Origin of the sequence: Acetobacterium wieringae (genome assembly GCF_001766835.1) — a bacterium.
GTDB lineage: Bacteria > Bacillota > Clostridia > Eubacteriales > Eubacteriaceae > Acetobacterium > Acetobacterium wieringae.
On record NZ_LKEU01000021.1, the window covers coordinates 1 to 15,972 of the forward strand.

Annotated in this window: 14 protein-coding genes and 1 pseudogene; 11 read left to right on the top strand and 4 right to left on the bottom strand. The window is 40.9% G+C overall.

What is annotated here, in order from left to right; translation table 11 throughout:
* Positions 1 to 165: 165 nt before the first annotated feature.
* From ACWI_RS18420 to ACWI_RS05260, 3 genes and pseudogenes are all read left to right on the top strand, one after another.
* Positions 166 to 270, top strand: a pseudogene (locus ACWI_RS18420) (transposase); the annotation flags it as partial.
* Positions 271 to 401: 131 nt separating this feature from the next.
* Positions 402 to 1,553, top strand: a complete 1,152-nt coding sequence (locus ACWI_RS05255) for an ATP-binding protein (RefSeq protein WP_070370388.1) — start codon at positions 402 to 404, stop codon at positions 1,551 to 1,553.
* Positions 1,546 to 3,765, top strand: a complete 2,220-nt coding sequence (locus tag ACWI_RS05260) for a S8 family peptidase (protein WP_070370389.1) — start codon at positions 1,546 to 1,548, stop codon at positions 3,763 to 3,765. The genes ACWI_RS05255 and ACWI_RS05260 overlap by 8 nt, the downstream gene beginning before the upstream one ends.
* Before the next feature lie 203 nt (positions 3,766 to 3,968).
* Here the strand turns inward: ACWI_RS05260 and ACWI_RS19605 are convergent, their stop codons facing one another.
* Entirely contained in the window at positions 3,969 to 4,253 is a 285-nt protein-coding gene (locus ACWI_RS19605; protein ID WP_479714947.1) for a DUF6618 family protein, read from the bottom strand.
* 651 nt (positions 4,254 to 4,904) lie between these two features.
* On the opposite strand from ACWI_RS19605, the gene ACWI_RS05270 reads away from it, so the two are divergent.
* From ACWI_RS05270 to tnpC, 6 genes are all read left to right on the top strand, one after another.
* Positions 4,905 to 5,339, top strand: a complete 435-nt coding sequence (locus ACWI_RS05270) for an HD domain-containing protein (protein ID WP_070370391.1) — start codon at positions 4,905 to 4,907, stop codon at positions 5,337 to 5,339.
* A 161-nt stretch (positions 5,340 to 5,500) separates the two neighbouring features.
* Positions 5,501 to 7,033: an IS1182 family transposase gene (locus ACWI_RS05275; RefSeq protein ID WP_070370392.1), complete on the top strand. Its 1,533-nt coding sequence runs from the start codon at positions 5,501 to 5,503 to the stop codon at positions 7,031 to 7,033.
* A 223-nt stretch (positions 7,034 to 7,256) separates the two neighbouring features.
* Positions 7,257 to 7,724 (top strand): GNAT family N-acetyltransferase, encoded by a 468-nt coding sequence (locus ACWI_RS05280; RefSeq protein ID WP_070370393.1) that lies wholly within the window; start codon positions 7,257 to 7,259, stop codon positions 7,722 to 7,724.
* Positions 7,725 to 8,198: 474 nt separating this feature from the next.
* Positions 8,199 to 8,528: an IS66 family insertion sequence element accessory protein TnpA gene (tnpA, locus tag ACWI_RS05285; protein WP_070370394.1), complete on the top strand. Its 330-nt coding sequence runs from the start codon at positions 8,199 to 8,201 to the stop codon at positions 8,526 to 8,528.
* Positions 8,525 to 8,899: an IS66 family insertion sequence element accessory protein TnpB gene (gene tnpB / locus ACWI_RS05290; protein WP_084633513.1), complete on the top strand. Its 375-nt coding sequence runs from the start codon at positions 8,525 to 8,527 to the stop codon at positions 8,897 to 8,899. The genes tnpA and tnpB overlap by 4 nt, the downstream gene beginning before the upstream one ends.
* A gap of 139 nt (positions 8,900 to 9,038) precedes the next feature.
* Positions 9,039 to 10,661 (top strand): IS66 family transposase, encoded by a 1,623-nt coding sequence (gene tnpC / locus ACWI_RS05295; RefSeq protein WP_070370395.1) that lies wholly within the window; start codon positions 9,039 to 9,041, stop codon positions 10,659 to 10,661.
* 43 nt (positions 10,662 to 10,704) lie between these two features.
* Here tnpC and ACWI_RS05300 read toward each other — a convergent pair whose 3' ends face one another.
* The 3 genes from ACWI_RS05300 to ACWI_RS05310 are packed head-to-tail and all read right to left on the bottom strand — an operon-like array spanning position 10,705 to position 14,083.
* Entirely contained in the window at positions 10,705 to 11,247 is a 543-nt protein-coding gene (locus tag ACWI_RS05300; RefSeq protein WP_242871579.1) for a uracil-DNA glycosylase family protein, read from the bottom strand.
* A 13-nt stretch (positions 11,248 to 11,260) separates the two neighbouring features.
* The gene (locus tag ACWI_RS05305) at positions 11,261 to 11,761 is read right to left on the bottom strand and encodes an alpha/beta fold hydrolase (protein ID WP_139142322.1); all 501 of its coding nucleotides are present in this window, start codon (positions 11,759 to 11,761) and stop codon (positions 11,261 to 11,263) included.
* Between the two features lie 51 nt (positions 11,762 to 11,812).
* A complete protein-coding gene (locus tag ACWI_RS05310; RefSeq protein WP_070370397.1) occupies positions 11,813 to 14,083 on the bottom strand; it encodes an HD-GYP domain-containing protein in 2,271 nt (756 codons plus the stop codon).
* Positions 14,084 to 14,874: 791 nt separating this feature from the next.
* On the opposite strand from ACWI_RS05310, the gene ACWI_RS05315 reads away from it, so the two are divergent.
* Both ACWI_RS05315 and ACWI_RS05320 read left to right on the top strand, forming a co-directional pair.
* Positions 14,875 to 15,357 (top strand): DUF7000 family protein, encoded by a 483-nt coding sequence (locus tag ACWI_RS05315; protein ID WP_070370398.1) that lies wholly within the window; start codon positions 14,875 to 14,877, stop codon positions 15,355 to 15,357.
* Positions 15,358 to 15,398: 41 nt separating this feature from the next.
* The gene (locus ACWI_RS05320; RefSeq protein WP_070370399.1) at positions 15,399 to 15,926 is read left to right on the top strand and encodes a putative immunity protein; all 528 of its coding nucleotides are present in this window, start codon (positions 15,399 to 15,401) and stop codon (positions 15,924 to 15,926) included.
* Positions 15,927 to 15,972: the final 46 nt, after the last annotated feature.

A 15,972-nucleotide genomic window follows, 5' to 3' on the forward strand; every position in this document is an offset into this window, starting at 1 on the left:
CCATTGTGAGCATTCTCCATTTCCTCCTTGTTCTTTGGTCAGATACAAGGATAATTGACTTGAGTTTTGCCCGCAATGGATTTTTGCAATATTGTGCATTTTCCAACTTGCAATACTATGGATTTTTGCTTTGCAACTTTCTACATTTTTATTTTACAATAAACACCGGAATATCCCATTGTAAGAGCAATGGGTGGCGTAGGTGATGTATTGGCACCAAAACTTATTGCTGAAATAGGTGATATAAGAAGATTTCACAGCGGCAAAGCATGCTTTTATGGTTATGTGAAAACGTTGAAAAACAAGCGTGTCCAAACGTGTCCAATAATAAATTGACAAACTATAAGTAAAATGTTAGAATAGAGAGTGTAAATACGAAAGTGTCCAAAAGAGGTGTAGATATGAAATCAAATTTAGTTGTAAAATTAATAGAAGCTCATAGCTCAGGGAGCGAAGACGCTTTTAAACATGCGTTGAATAATTTGGCAGATGATGAAGAAAAAAAAGGCAATGCAAGTACGGCTTTGTCATTGAGAAATGCTTATGTTTATGATAAAAAACGCTCAGTGTCTTATGCGGACAGCCCACTTTCGGAAATGTCGTTTTCAGCTCAAACGGCTATTCCAACTCCTAAAGACAGAGATAGTACGTTGGAATTGTTGGAAATTCTAACACCTAAAATAAAGCTGTCTGATGTAGCGTTGCCAGAGAAAACAGTTCAAGTTCTTAAGCAAACTGTGGCAGAACAAAAGTCTATGCAGCAACTTGTTGACAAAGGTGTAGTGCCAGCCAACAGACTTTTGTTCTGCGGTCCCCCGGGTTGCGGAAAAACTCTAACTGCAAATGCATTGGCAGGAGAACTTGAAATACCAATCGCGTATGTAAAGTTAGATGGACTTGTTTCTTCATACTTGGGACAGACTGGGACAAATATTAGGAAAATCTTCGACTATGTAAAAAATAAACGCATCATGCTTTTTCTTGATGAATTTGATGCTATTGCAAAGAAAAGAGACGATTCAAATGAATTAGGAGAATTAAAGAGAGTTGTAACTACATTGCTGCAAAATATGGATGCTATGCCGGCTAATGTTTTTCTGGTAGCTGCAACTAATCATCATCACCTTTTAGATCCGGCAATATGGAGAAGGTTCAATTCTTCAATACTTCTAGAATTGCCAAACCTCGATCAGCGAATACAAATGATAGAGCGCTTTTTCGCAGATAAAATGCCTGATTTTTCAGTTGATTTCAAAACACTAACGATTTTGTCTGAAGGAATGAGTGGCGCAGAGATTCAAGGCTTTTTATTGTCACTTGCAAAATACTGTGTGTTAGAGAATATATCTGGTTCAATTTCGCAAAATGAAATCGCAGAGATTTGGTTACAACAAAACACTTTGTTTGTCAGTGAAAACAGTGATGATTATATTAAAGCGCTTTATAAGTTAAAGAAGAACGGAATAGCATTAAGAACATTAGAAGAAATAACTGGCATACCGAAATCAACTCTAGACTATCGTTTTAAGAAGGAGGGAATGAACGATGAATGAGAATAAGAGAGAACACTTGTGGATACCAGATGAGGAAGTAGTTCGTTTAGATAAAACGCTTACGGCTCGCACTACTCCCAGAAATATCCCATACGGAGAACATGGTCAAAAACTTAGTGCCAGCTTGCAAGCAGTTAAACAGGCTATAGAAAGTGTTACAGCAGATGACTCCTTAGCAGATTCAGGACTTATGATCTTTAAAATAGAATTGCCTGAAGGCGAGAAAATTAAAGATAAAAAAGATTTTTTTGCTTCAACCGGGATGCAAGTTAAGGCTGTAAAAACAGTGAATAAGGCTGTAGTTGCTACTACTAAATCTCAGTTCCAGCTGCTAAAAAAACGTGTGGAGGATTATACTGCTACAGGTACTGGGAAAACCTATTTTGACTATGTCGAAGATTTTAAAGCATATATCGGTAGCGAAAAGAATTCGAGTACTTTGCAAAAAACAACATGTTCAGAAAGCGTTCCAGTAAATCTGGATGTTCAGTTGATGCTTGTACCTAATTTGGGTGATGATATAAATGGCTTAGCGATTCAACGGCTTGTTGATAAGATTTCAGGGCAAAGTGGGAGCGTTCAAGAAGAGCCGTATTATCTATCCGATAATACCCCTATAATTCGAGCTATAATTCCTTCAAGTTCGCTGTTTCATTATGAAAATGATTCGGCAATTTACAGAATTGAAGAAACCGATTTTTTTAATGCGGATGCTGCATCAAAGAATGCAATTGATTTAAATGACTTGGAATTAGATGAGAGTGTACCAGTCGATGCATTACCCATCGTTACAGTTCTGGATTCAGGTGTAAACTTCCCGCATAGTTTGGAATCTTTGATTGTTGAGCACTGGGTTGATGGAGCTTCGCGTGGTGGAGACACCGAGCACGGCACAAAGGTTGCCAGTCGTGTTGCGTTCAAATATATTTGCGATCAGTTGCCGGGCACAAAAGTAGTACCTAGAACACGTATTATCGATTGCAACATATTGGATGGCAGTGTTCCCGTGAATGTTTTCATTAAGCGTATCCAAAATGCGGTGGCTTCTTTTAAAGATATATCGAAGATATATAATTTATCAGCTAATGCCACGACTCAGATTGAAGGCGACGAAATGAGTATTCTGGGTTATGAATTAGATGAGTTGCACCTAAAGCATAACGTGCAATTTGTTGTTTCTGCAGGAAATCATCAGTTGTGGAGCACTGAATCAAGTTTAGAAGACATTTTGGATGATGACGATTCAAGGGTTTCAGCACCCGCTGATTCAATGTTATCCGTAATTGTCGGAGCTACATCTGGAGAGAATCATCCTAATTGTCTTTCGACATTCAATGAAATTACATCATATAGTCGAAGAGGACCAGGATTCAATGGTTTCAGCAAACCGGACTTGACCGCGTATGGTGGTTCGATTGCCAATATTGCCGGATCGGTCTCGGTCCCCGAGGATAAATATTCCTTAATGTTGGACAAGAACGGCAAGCTAACACCTGATGCAGGGACAAGCTTCACAGCACCGGTTGTTGCTGGGGATTTGGCGGAGGTTCTGGGAATCGTTCCGAGTCAAGACATTTTATTGGCAAAAACCCTGCTGTACCATAATACAAAGCCTATTTGGGATGAAGATAGTATCACAGATGAAGAATTAGCTTTTGCCCACAACTTGTATGGCAGAGGGTTATCTAACGTTGATGAAAGTAAGTATTCATCACCTTCAAAAGTAACTTTTGTACGAACCGGTACATTGAATCGAGTTACAAAAGAGAGGGTCACGATATTTATGCCAGAAATCCTTGCAGCTCAAGTAGGAAGAAACGTTGCAAAGGTTACAGTAACTTGCATCTCTATGCCACCAGTTAATAGAACAAAAGGTACAGAGTATTTGGGAGCATATATCAGAGCGTCACTGAAGAAAAGCAGTGCGGATGGACGTTTGATACCCGTTGCGCAGGATACTAAAGAAGGACGACAAAAGTGGGATGTATGCCATCAGTTCACAAAACTCTTCTCGACATTCGAAGCTGGTGATTGGCAAATTTGGCTTGAATTGTTCTCCCGCTGGGATGATGAGAACTTGGATGTGCCATACGCTTTGGCTGTTACCATTGAGGATGTCAGCAATACATTAGATGTCTACAGTGAAGTTGAGGCTTTGAATAGGTATCAGGCGATGAATACGATCAGATTGCGTGTCGATTCGCAAGCGTAATAATAGATCGAAGCACAGGCGCACGGAGTTGTTGTAGTCCGTCAAATTATAAGCACCACCATCCAGCATTTTATTTTAACCAAAATAGCGGGAAATACGGTTATCAGGGCACATTATTGACACCTGATTCGGCAGATTAAATAAACCGCGCTATTAATGGAGCAAATTAAACGATCTAAAAAAGCAGGTTTCCCTGCTTTTTATCAGATGGCGAGATGGGATTTAAGAGCTTTTAAAGCACAGATGATGCTGATGGCATCGGGTTCTGATAAATCCGGATTATTGATGGTCAGCTGTTCCAGATTCCAGAAGGTATCGTTTAAAGCGGCAAGCGGGGTCGATACCCCCAGATCCGGGATGCATAAAAAGTTGCCGTGGGTATAGGTGCTGCAAATGATATGAAAATGGATGACGTGGGGACGTTTCGGGATCTGTGAAAAAGTCCTGTTATTTTGAATAGTGCCATTTGCATGGGCACAAAATGTGATCGATCAGCATTGCGCATACAACATAATGTATCGATTTTCATTTTGGAAAAATATTCTTTCGAAAATAATCACTTTTTCACAAGTCCCGGACGTTTCGCTTGTCATATCCGTTAAGCTGTGATATACCTGAAAAAATCAGAAGAGGGCAATTCGGTACATTCACCATAATCCCTTAAAAGCCGGAATGATTACCTGACTGGAAGAATAACCATGGAGTAGTTATAATAAAGTTATCCAGGGCTATCAGGGAAATAGTCTTTGGTATTGAGATCATCAAAGACTATTTTCCAACGGGGGCAGATTTTGTTCGTTTTTGGGAGGAAGAAAATCAGGATGAATGTCTCGAAAACAATCAAAAATATAGATTGAGTGATGCACAGCTTATCGATATGTCAAGACAGAACAGCGAATATCAGAATCTGGGCGAATTGTTTGTTGAAAAGCGAAACCAGTTTGATCCGACAGATTCAGCAGGCAACGGACAGCAGTATCCGTCAATTGAGTCGGGTGCTGGGTCTGGGTAAGATGATAGTGAACAGGTATTGAAGCGGTAAATATGACAAACGAAACGGCCCCTCGTCATTTATAGCATAAAGTTTTTTGATAACCAGTTGTGTGTGCCGTAAGTAATAGCGGCGGAATGGAGGTAAAATGTTAAATAAAGCAATCGAAATTGCTGCAATTGCTCATACTGGGCAAGTTGATAAAGCCGGAGCACCCTACATATTACACCCACTCCGAGTGATGCTTTCAAGAGATAATGATCTTGAACGAATATGTGCAGTATTGCATGATGTCGTAGAGGATTCGGAGTTTTCCTTTGAAGATTTACGTAAACAGAGGTTTTCAGAAGAAGTCATTGAGGTATTGGATTGCCTGACTAAGCGCGATGGAGAATGTTATGATGCATTTATTGGCAGAGTAATAGAAAATGAAACGGCCTGTCGGGTGAAACTGGCAGATATCGCTGATAATATGGATTTAACACGTATTGAAAAGCCAACCGAGAAAGACCAGGAACGGATTAAAAAATATGAAAAAGCGGTTGAAACTATTTTAGCAGCGTTATCATCAGAGATTGAATAAATATGACACGGGGATGCTTCGGGACCTGTGAAAAAGTCGGATTAATCAGCTCAAAAGGATCAGTTATGAAAAGTGTTCGATTTGTTTTAAAATAAGCAAAAAAATAACCCTGTATGGTATAATTTATGTGCTAACAAAACCAACCAAACAGGGGGAAAATCATGCTTCGAATCGAATCAAAACAATCATCATTCCATTGCCTATTATACAATAAAATTCCGGAAAATCATATCCTGAAACAGATAAAAAAAGCGGTTGATTTCAGTTTTATCAATGCGCTTCTGGAAAATAGCTATTGCAAAAACTTTGGACGACCGGCTAAAGAACCGGAACTGATGTGCAAACTGCTGTTTCTGGAACATATCTACAATCTTTCCGATGAAAAAGTGATTGAGGAAGCCAGCTACAATTTAACCTATCTCTATTTTCTGGACATTAATCCCGAAGATACCTTGCCGGAACGAAGTTTGCTGTCAAAATTTAGAAAACTGAAACTGGGCGAAGAGCTGCTGGATGAGATCATTATTGAAATTGTCAGACAATGCGTCGAAAAAGGAATCATTAAAAAAGAAAGTGTCAGTATTGACGCTACCCATGTGGAAGCCAACACGATCAAAAAATCACCGGAACGGTTGATGAAACATCTGGCCAGAAAGATCATAAAAAGCTATCAGGACGAAACAAAAGAAGAACTGGAAAATCTACCGGAAGTACCGGACTACAAAGAAATCAGCGATCATAAAGAGGCCAAACAGGTGATGAAAGACTATCTGGAAACGGTGATTGAAATCACTGAGAGCAGTACAACTCTGGACACCTGCAAAACAAGCCGGATGATTGAAAAAGCAAAAGAAATTCTGAGTGAACCTAAATTTATCAATCAAACTGGAATCCGCTCACTGATCGATGAAGATGCCCGGGTTGGTCGAAAAAGTAAAACAGCCAACTTCTTCGGTTACAAGGTAGAATTCATTATGACCACCGATCAGCGGATCATCACAGCCGTACGAACCGCCAACGGCGCCTATGTGGATGGAACGTTGATTGAAGAATTACTAAGTGATACCCTGACAAGTGGATTGACAATCAGTGAGTTTTACGGAGACAAAGCCTATTTCAGAAAATCAATTCTCGAAAAGGTGGAAGCACTGGAGGCATCCGCCTACATCCCGGTCAGCAGTGCAGCATATCGTATCGATGAAAGTGAATTCAGCTATAACAAAGATTCAGATCAATGGTTCTGCAGCCAGGGAAATCAGACCGTCGATCGGAAGTATTATAAACGGAAACGCAAAGATACCACCAGCGGTTTTCAGGAAGGCTATACGTATTACTTTATTCTGGAAACGTGTAAGAGCTGTCCCAAGCATGATCAGTGTGCAAAAAAGTCAGCCCGTAAAATTCTGGATATTGGGATCAACACCCTGGAATTCTATGAAATTTCCCAAAATCAGAAAACCGATGAATTTAAAGAGAAGTATAAAAAAAGAGCCATCATTGAAGGCAAAAATGCCGAGCTCAAACGCTTCCATGGACTTGGCCGAGCAAAAAGCTTCGGTCTGGTTTCGATGTCCAAACAGGCGAAGCTGGCAGCCATTGCCGTAAATTTAAAAAGAATAGCGGCCATCATGACCGCTAAATCTTCCTGTTTTTTTGAAATGCTCGTCAGAATTAGAATTCATTTCGCATTTTGAAAATAATTTACTCAAGTTTTATGAACTCAGCAAAAAACTGACCTTTTTCACAGGTCCCGGATGCTTCGTTTGTCATGCATTCAGTTGGGAGCCTTTGGGTATCTTGTCCGTTTGCCCAAAAGATAGAAAAATAATACAAAAGTATTTGCATAAATAGATTAGGTACTTTGATTATGCAGACTAGATTTTAGAGCATCCTCACAATGCCCGGGGAAGGAAAAACATGAAAATCACAAAAGCAGAAAAAGCAGATCTTGAAAATATTTTATCACTTCAGTATTTAGCATACCAGAGCGAAGCGAGACTGTTAAATAATTATGAAATTCAGCCATTGACCCAAACACTGGAAGAAGTATTGCTGGAGTTTGAAAAAGGAACATTCTATCAAGCCGTAAATGAAAAAAATGAACTGATTGGATCGGTCAGAGGTTTTGTTGACAATGATACGCTCTATATCGGCAAATTGATTGTACATCCCGATTATCAGGGAAATGGCATCGGTACAGCACTGCTGAAAGAAATTGAAAAAGACAACTCCGGACTACGACAAGAACTGTTTACCAGTGATCAAAGTCTTAGAAATTTAAGACTTTATAAACGCCTCGGCTTTGTCCAATTCAAAATCAAACCGCTGTCAAAAGATCTGAATCTGGTATTTATGGAGAAAAAACCGGGATTGCTCGAGATATGATATGAGGATGACTCGGTAATTGCATAACAGCGTTCCATTGACATCTCTCTCATCCCCTTTGTCATAGGGAACGGGTAAGATGATATGGAGTGAGATTAAAAACAATAACGTGGTAGATAACCAGGAGAAACGATCAAGGACATTATCACAGAGACAATCGACAATTTATGCAGAAATAATATGATCGGATATTATGTGGAAACCCTCCCATAATTATATGAACTGATTCAAAAATTGATGATGCGGGCCATTGTGGCAATATCCTCAGAAGCCATTGCAAATTTTGACTTCTCAATAAGAATATTTTTGCCTGTCATAATATAAGACGGCATCACCCGAATATTCCCATAATAGATTTCGCTATTTCGCAACTTGTAGGTGGCAACCGGTAAGCGATTCATAAGATGGCGTAGTGCAAAACAATTCGAATTATTGTAGACTAACCTAAAGTACGTTCGGGAGGTTAAGAATACAATGGACGAATCAAAAAGACAGCTTTGGGAAGCGCGTTTTGAAGAACAGGCAAACAGTGGAATGACCGTCGACGCCTGGTGTACCTCAAAGCAGCTTAACAAATATACCTACTATTATTGGAAGCAGCGGATCCGAAAGGCGAAAATGGAGCCGATGGAGAAAGACACTACAGCGCCACTGTTTGCAAAACTGGAGATGCCGTCGGTTTCTGATGAGAGAACAACGAAGGTGGGACTGATTATCCGATGGCGGGGTTTTGAGCTGGTTCTGTCGGATCCCTATGATATCTCTCTGGCAACACAGTTTATCAGGCAGCTTTCGCAGTCATGATGGATCGGTTTATCAAAGACACCACCCATATTTATATCGCGTGTGGAGCCACTGACTTCAGAAAACAGATGGATGGCCTGGCCGTCGTTGTTAATACGGAGTTCAAGCTAGATCCATTCGCTGACAAATGTGCCTTTATCTTCTGCAACCGGAAAAGAAATGCCCTTAAAGTTTTACGTTACGACGGAAACGGCTTCATTCTGGCCAGCAAGAAGCTGCTGAATGGCATGAAATTTCAGTGGCCCAGAACCCCATCGGAAGTCAGAGAAATAAGCGGCCAGCAGGTTCAGTGGTTGCTTCAGGGGCTTGAAATCGAGCAGAAAAAAGCCCTTCAGCCGGTGTCGATGACGCTTGAAAACAGTTGCTTTTAACCGCTTCAAAAAAGCGCAAATAAATTTAGAAAATGGCTTTATAAAGGCGTTTTCAAGTTATTTTATTGCCGATAATTGTAGCATTCCGACGCTGAAAATGGTATAATAATACCAATAAAAAGCAAAGGAATGGATACGGATGACGGGACAAGAAGAACTGCTACTACTCCGGGCGCTGGTGGAAAAACAGAAAGAAGAACTGGCCGCCAAAGACGAAATCATTGCCAAACAGAATATCCGGATTGAAAACATGGTGCAGGCACTTCTGCAGGCCAGAAAAAAGCTGTTTGGCCCCTCCACCGAAACAACAAAAAGCCTGGATGGCCAGCTATCCCTGTTTGAAACAGCGCAGGAACTTGCCAAAGAACTGTTTGGTGAACAGCAAAAAATAACCGTCCCCAGTCATACCCGGAAAGCCCGCCAACCCGGAGTTCGACAGGAAATGCTGGCCGGTCTTCCAAAAGAGATCGAAGAGTATATTATTCCGGACGATGAGGTCTGCTCCAAATGTGGTGAGGATCTGATGATCATCGGCAAGCGAATTGTCCGAACCGAAGTGACCTATGAACCGGCCAAGCTGAAGGTGAAGCAGATTGTGCAGCAGATTGCCAAATGCACCCAGTGCGGAAAAGAAGGCAGTGAGAACCCGAAGGATCATTTTCAGAAAGCCGCCATCCCAGTGCCGGTACTCTCACATTCCATTGCCACACCATCATTGGTGGCCCAGGTCATGTATCAGAAGTTTGCCATGGGGATGCCTTTTGCCCGTCAGGAAAAAGACTGGTACCGGTTGGGACTGATTCTATCCCGGTCAAACATGGCCAACTGGACTAACCGCTGCAGCGAAGAATGGCTGACCCCGGTTTACGAACGTATTCACGCCGAACTGCTTTCCTGTGAGGTACTGCATATGGATGAGACACGAATCCAGTGCAATCGGGAAGATGGTAAAAAAGCCAGCAGCGATTCCTATATGTGGGTAATCCGGAGTGGGGCATGCGAGCATATCCAGGCCGTTTTATTCCATTACTCCCCCAGTCGTAAAAGGGAGATCGCCAGGCAGTTGCTTTCCGGGTTCCGGGGCTATTTAACGACGGATGCCTATTCTGCCTATGAAAAAGTGGAAAATATCCGGCGCAACTTATGCTGGTCGCACTGTCGCCGTTATTATATCGACAGCATTCCCCTGACCAGCAATGGGAAAGAAATTCCGGGTTCAAAGGGTGCCGAAGGCCGGGCGTTCATCGACCTGCTTTTTAAAGTTGAGAACGAAATAAAGGATCTTTCTTATGAGGAGATCAGAGAACAGCGTCAGGAGCGGTCACGCCCCATCCTTGATGCCTTTTGGTCGTGGGTTAACGAGACTGCGGCCATTCCAACAACAAATGAAAAGTTGACAGCGGCTCTGAACTACTCCAGAAACCAGAAGAAATATCTGGAAACCTTCCTGGAAGACGGACGTCTTCCCATCTCCAATAATCTCTGTGAGGCCAGCATCAGGCCTTTTGCGACAGGTCGCCGCGCCTGGCTTTTTGCCGATTCACCCAAAGGTGCCACGGCCAATGCGGTTCTCTACACGCTGGTGGAATCCGCCCGGGCTAATGAGCTTGATGTTTACGAATATTTAAATTACCTTTTGACCGAAATCCCTAACAGTGACTATCTGCACCAGCCGGAAGTTCTCGAAAAATACCTGCCATGGTCTCAGGAATTGCCTGAGGTGTGTAGACTCAATCATAACTACAAAAAGTGCCTCAAATAATGATGACATCAGTATAGCAGGTTTGGATCAGACTTGCTATACGTCATCTTTTGAGGCACTTACTGGCAACCGCCGGAATGACATTTTTCTTGGTTGTCTTTTTGGCCAACATGCTAAACGCTTTTTTGGCAACGTCGCCCATGAGCATAATTACTTTGACATTTGGGAATAAGGAAAGCTCTTTTTCCAGGTAGGGTAAGCTATTTTGGATACTGTTTTTTTTAATTGTGTAATCTGACTTAGGTGTTTTGACTGCGTTTGTAATATAGACACCCATGTGCAAGATATCCTGGATATCCTTGACTGGCAATCCAGACTTTTGAAAAAGTGGTATCGTTGTTGTCAAGTAATCGGCATCACGCTGTCCGTAAAAATCTTGAGTGGGGTCGGCTGGAACGACCTCGTTTATCATGATTGTCTTGATTTTCAGGGGATCAAGCTCTATATCATTTAACTGGATATTTTCTGCAACGCCAACTGCTTTTTCTAATTCGGCTCTCACATTCATTTTTAATACTCCTTTGAAGTCATCTAATGGCGGTTTTGTGTTTTTCTGTTTGAACGGATGCACTTTTTTGAATAACAACGTAGAGATCTGTTTATTGGTGCGTCTTATCGAGAAACGCTTTTACCGCCGCATTGACCTGTTCAGGACGTTCAAGCGGCAGGATATGCCCTGCGTTCGGAATGACTTCCAACTCGGCTTTTGTGCCACTGTCGGTAACCCGTTTTACCGCGTTGGCAATCTCAAACTGCTTCACCAGAACACTGTCCGCTCCTCTTAGCCAGAGTGTCGGACATTTAATCAACGGAAGCCGGTCAAGAAGGGTCCACTTTAATCGGAACGGTCCGATGCAGCTCAACTGCCAGTCGTCCATGTCATTTTCGCCATAGTGATATTTACCCTTTATCTCATCCTCAAGAATTGAAGTCAATCGGTCCGGATCCGTTGGTTTTGAACCACCCACATAAATAGACTCCAGCAATTTTCTCATCGCCGCATGGTCTTTCTTAATATACCTTCGGTTAAGCATCCTAAGCATACCGGGGATCTTTATGTAAAGCCATACGATAAATTGCGAATCGACCGTTTCGCTCAAGCCGCCCGGCACATTCTCAACACCATTTGATATTTTTTCGCATCAATCGTATCATTCATTCTGGGGTTCAAAATCTGGGTTTAAAATATTATCGTTGATCATTTCCAGCATTACATCAACAAGCATGGGGTCAAACTGCGTTCCCCGACCATTCTTAAGTTCATAAATTATATAATCTCTGGTTTGTCGTTCGCGGTATGGTCTGGTGCTGTTCATAGCATCAACGGCGTCGGCTATTCCAATAATTCGTGCCTCAATAGGGATTTTTTCTCCAATCAAACCATAGGCATATCCAGTCCCATCAAAGCGCTCGTGATGATAAAGAGCTCCTTCTGAAACCTTTTCAATCGCTGTGAAATCTTTTAAAATAATACTTCCGATTTCGACATGTTTTTTTATCTGTTCATATTCCTCCTCGGTCAATGCATTTCGCTTCAATAGTAATGCATCTGGGATGCCAATTTTGCCAATATCATGAACGAGGGCTATATTATAAAGATTTTCCACCTTTTTTTCTGACCAGCCCAGACGTCGTGCCATTTCTGCTGAATACTCCGATACCCGTTCGGAGTGTCTGCAAGTGTATTCATCTCTTGCGTCCAACGCATTATTGACCGACAGAATAGTTTGCAGTAAGATACTTTCCACTTTTGCATGCTCTGCCTGAACCGCTTCCTGCAAATCTCTATTTGCCATCATCACCTTATAATGTGCTTCTTGAAGTTCTTTTTCCCGATTTCTTTCGATTCGTAAAATATCGGTAACATCACTGCATTGAAGGTAATAGATCAGATTACTTCGATCAATTGTCTGAACAAACATTTTTTTTAATTGCCCATTCGGAAGTTCACAAACATGAAAAAAAGATCCATCTTCTCCACAGCGCTCATTAATATAATTTACAATACCATCCTGGCTGGAAAATTCTTGTCCAAAATAACGTGCAAATTGCTGAAAGCCCCGAGACGATTTAAAATACGCTTTTAGATTGACATCGAAATTTTTCCGATTCTGATCCTGGCCTTTGCCGAAAATAAACCGGCATTTATTAGCCGACAAATCAATATAGGCAATATAGTCATGTTCATTTTTGATGATTTGCGTCATCATCATATCAGCCACTAACTCATCAGTGACGTTTTCTTCCCACACTTTGATGAATATTTTTCCGCTATCCGGGGATTTCATCATCGTAATTTCCAGGGCAATATAGATCCGCCCCTCTTTTGTCTGAAGTGTGAGGGTTCTATTTCTTGGGTATGATCTGCTTTCATATCTAAAGATCATATGCTCTTTTTGACAGATATTGAAAAAATAGTCATCTTCTTTCACAATAGATTTTCGATGCAGACAATTTATGTAATTATCAAAGGTCTTTCCATCATTTGTACTGTCATAAATAAAATCATGTCCTTCATCAAGGATCGCTTCATTTTGAGTGAAATTCCATACCCGAAAACCCCTGTACCCATTTTGATAGAATGGAAGCTTGTTGGTGCTTCCTGTAAACATGATGTTGTTAAAAGCCACCCGTTTATGTCGAAGCATATTGTCCTGGTTAATTTCTGAATCCCCCGTTTGATATTCATAAAAATATATTGTATAGGCAGGTTTATCATTCCAAGATGAGGAAATAACATTTACCTCCAGATTTCTATGCGTATTCGGTTCCTCAATCACTTTTGGCCCTATGTCAACCATATCAAATATTTTTTTCATTGAGTTAGGAAAATCGCTATAAAAATACTGTTGAAATGTCATTCCACTGTCATAGTTGATTTTAGGTGGGAGCATGCGACATACAGCTTTATTAAAATAGAGTAATTGTTTTTCTTTTCTGGAGACCACCACCATTGCACCCATATTTTCATCGAAAAAACGTGTTTTTGGTGATTCAAACTCCTGTAACGTCTGTATTAATATCTGTTCTGAATCTGTGATATCAAGATATTCAATAAAAGCCAGATTCGTACCATCTTCCATCAGTCGAAATTGTCCAACTGCATGGACATAGCGGTATTCATTCTGACCATATAACTTGGTGCGATATGTAATATCATAGGAATCTTGTTTGGTTGCAAAACGGTAACCAAGTCTAGCCAGCATTTCGGCATCATCAGGATGAACATTTCCAAACATATTGTTGTTAAAATGATCAATAAGTTGACTTCGTTCTTCACCTATAAAATTACACAAGCCGTCTGATACCAACAAAGTAACTACTTTACCATTAATATACTGAAATATACCAAGAGGCATTGGAAACATCTCATATGCTGCTCTATGGTCATTTGAAAAGAGATATACCTGCCCACTACTCATCGTGCTCTCCTCATAAATATAGTATATATTTTCGACTTTGCAAATATACTATCATATTATTAAACGTTTGAATATTTAATTTTGGAAGAGAATTAGAGTTACATTCGATTTGATGTAATCGTTTTTTATTCTGCTGTAAACGTTTGTCTGCATTAAAATACGATTCATCATTTTGGTAGCTTTTATCTTACAAGGATACACATTTAACGTTCGAAAGAGAAACTTTAAATCATTAATTTCAATTGATGACATAAACGTCCCCTTGTCATCCGTTTGTGCGTTTTTGGCAGAAAAAGAAAAATTTCTTTTGTAGCACGTTATTTTGATAAACTTTTCAGTAACTTGCATCGAAAAAATGAGGGGCGTTGCCGCAGAAACCATTATTATATGGTATAATGAAACAAATTGCTGTGGGAAGATTTAAATGGACATAAATAAAATTTAAGCAGATTGCAATTATTCATACCAGTTTAAATAAAGTGTCGGGCCTGTTTTTCTTTTTCTGCCCGATCGTCTACCCTTTTTTTGGGTAATCGTCTGCTTATCATAACGGGATTTCTGGCTTTTTTTGCAGCAATTGAAGAGTTCCTGATTATCCTTACATCAAAAACGCTGAATTTAAACAGAACAAGCATTTTCTCTAGGCAGTAAAGCGGGGTGCGATCAAATGTAATTGGATCGAAGTGGAAAAAATGACATGGGGAGATTTCGATTGTCATGCCCTTGTCTTGCGGGCGCTTCGTTTGTGATATATTTAAAACAGCTAAATCAAATTTGTTGGAGGTAAAAGGATGAAAACGATTAACGAACAAATAGCGGCGTATACTCAGCAGTTGCAGCAAGGTGAAATCCAAATTGCATACAAAGGGATATTGGCATTTATAGGTAAATTAAGAGCCGCTTTTATTAAAAAATACCCACATTACGATGTCAGCAACATTTATCAGGGATATCTGGACATGTCCTATTTTTCTTTGAGTACGAAGCCATTAAAAGAAAAAGGTTTAAAAATTGCGATTGTGTATTTACATGAAAAAGGGTCTTTCGAGGTATGGCTTTCGGCGCGGAATCGCAATATTGCCAGGACACATCAATCAATACTTGATAGCCTTTCAGATGAAATAAGTGTATTTCATGATAAAAATAATCAGGACGCTGTCGCTGAATGCATATTGACAGGCACACCAGATTTTGAAGATCAGGCGCTCTTGATCGATACGATTGATTATGGAGTTGAGAAATTTGTTGCGGCGATAGTCAATCGTATAAAATAAAAAGTTGATGCTGACTATGCCTGACAAGAAGGGGAATAACCATGCCGAAAACGAGAAAAATGCTATGTGACTGGAAAGCGCCTTATATTCAATCGCTGATGAGGTTAATTGAAACGCAGAGTAAAGAAACCCTTGCAAACTGGGCCATTACTTATTGTGAAGAGAGGCTACTACCATTATGGGAGCGGGACTATCCGGATGATCTGCGACCACAGCAGGCTTTGAAGGCGGCTCGAGAATGGTTGTCAGGGACGATTAAACTGCCCCAGGCAAAAAAGAAAATTCTCGCCTGTCATGGCGCTGCCCGTGATGCAGAGGGAAATCCGGTGGCGCAAGCGGCGGCCCGGGCCATTGGTCAATCGGCATCGACCATTCATTCCGCCCGGCATTGTATCGGTTTGGCTTTTTATGGCGCTTTGGCAGTCGCCTATGATCAGCTCGGGACAGCGGCAAGCTGGGATGAAATTGAACACTGTGCCGCCGCAGAGTGTGGTCGTATCGAAGCCGCTTTGCGCAGTATGGCAGTGGAGCATGAAAGAAACCCGGCAAAAATCAACTGGAACTGTTAAATCGGACAAAGCGCAAAAAAAGGGAAACAGGTGGGATTGCAGAAAG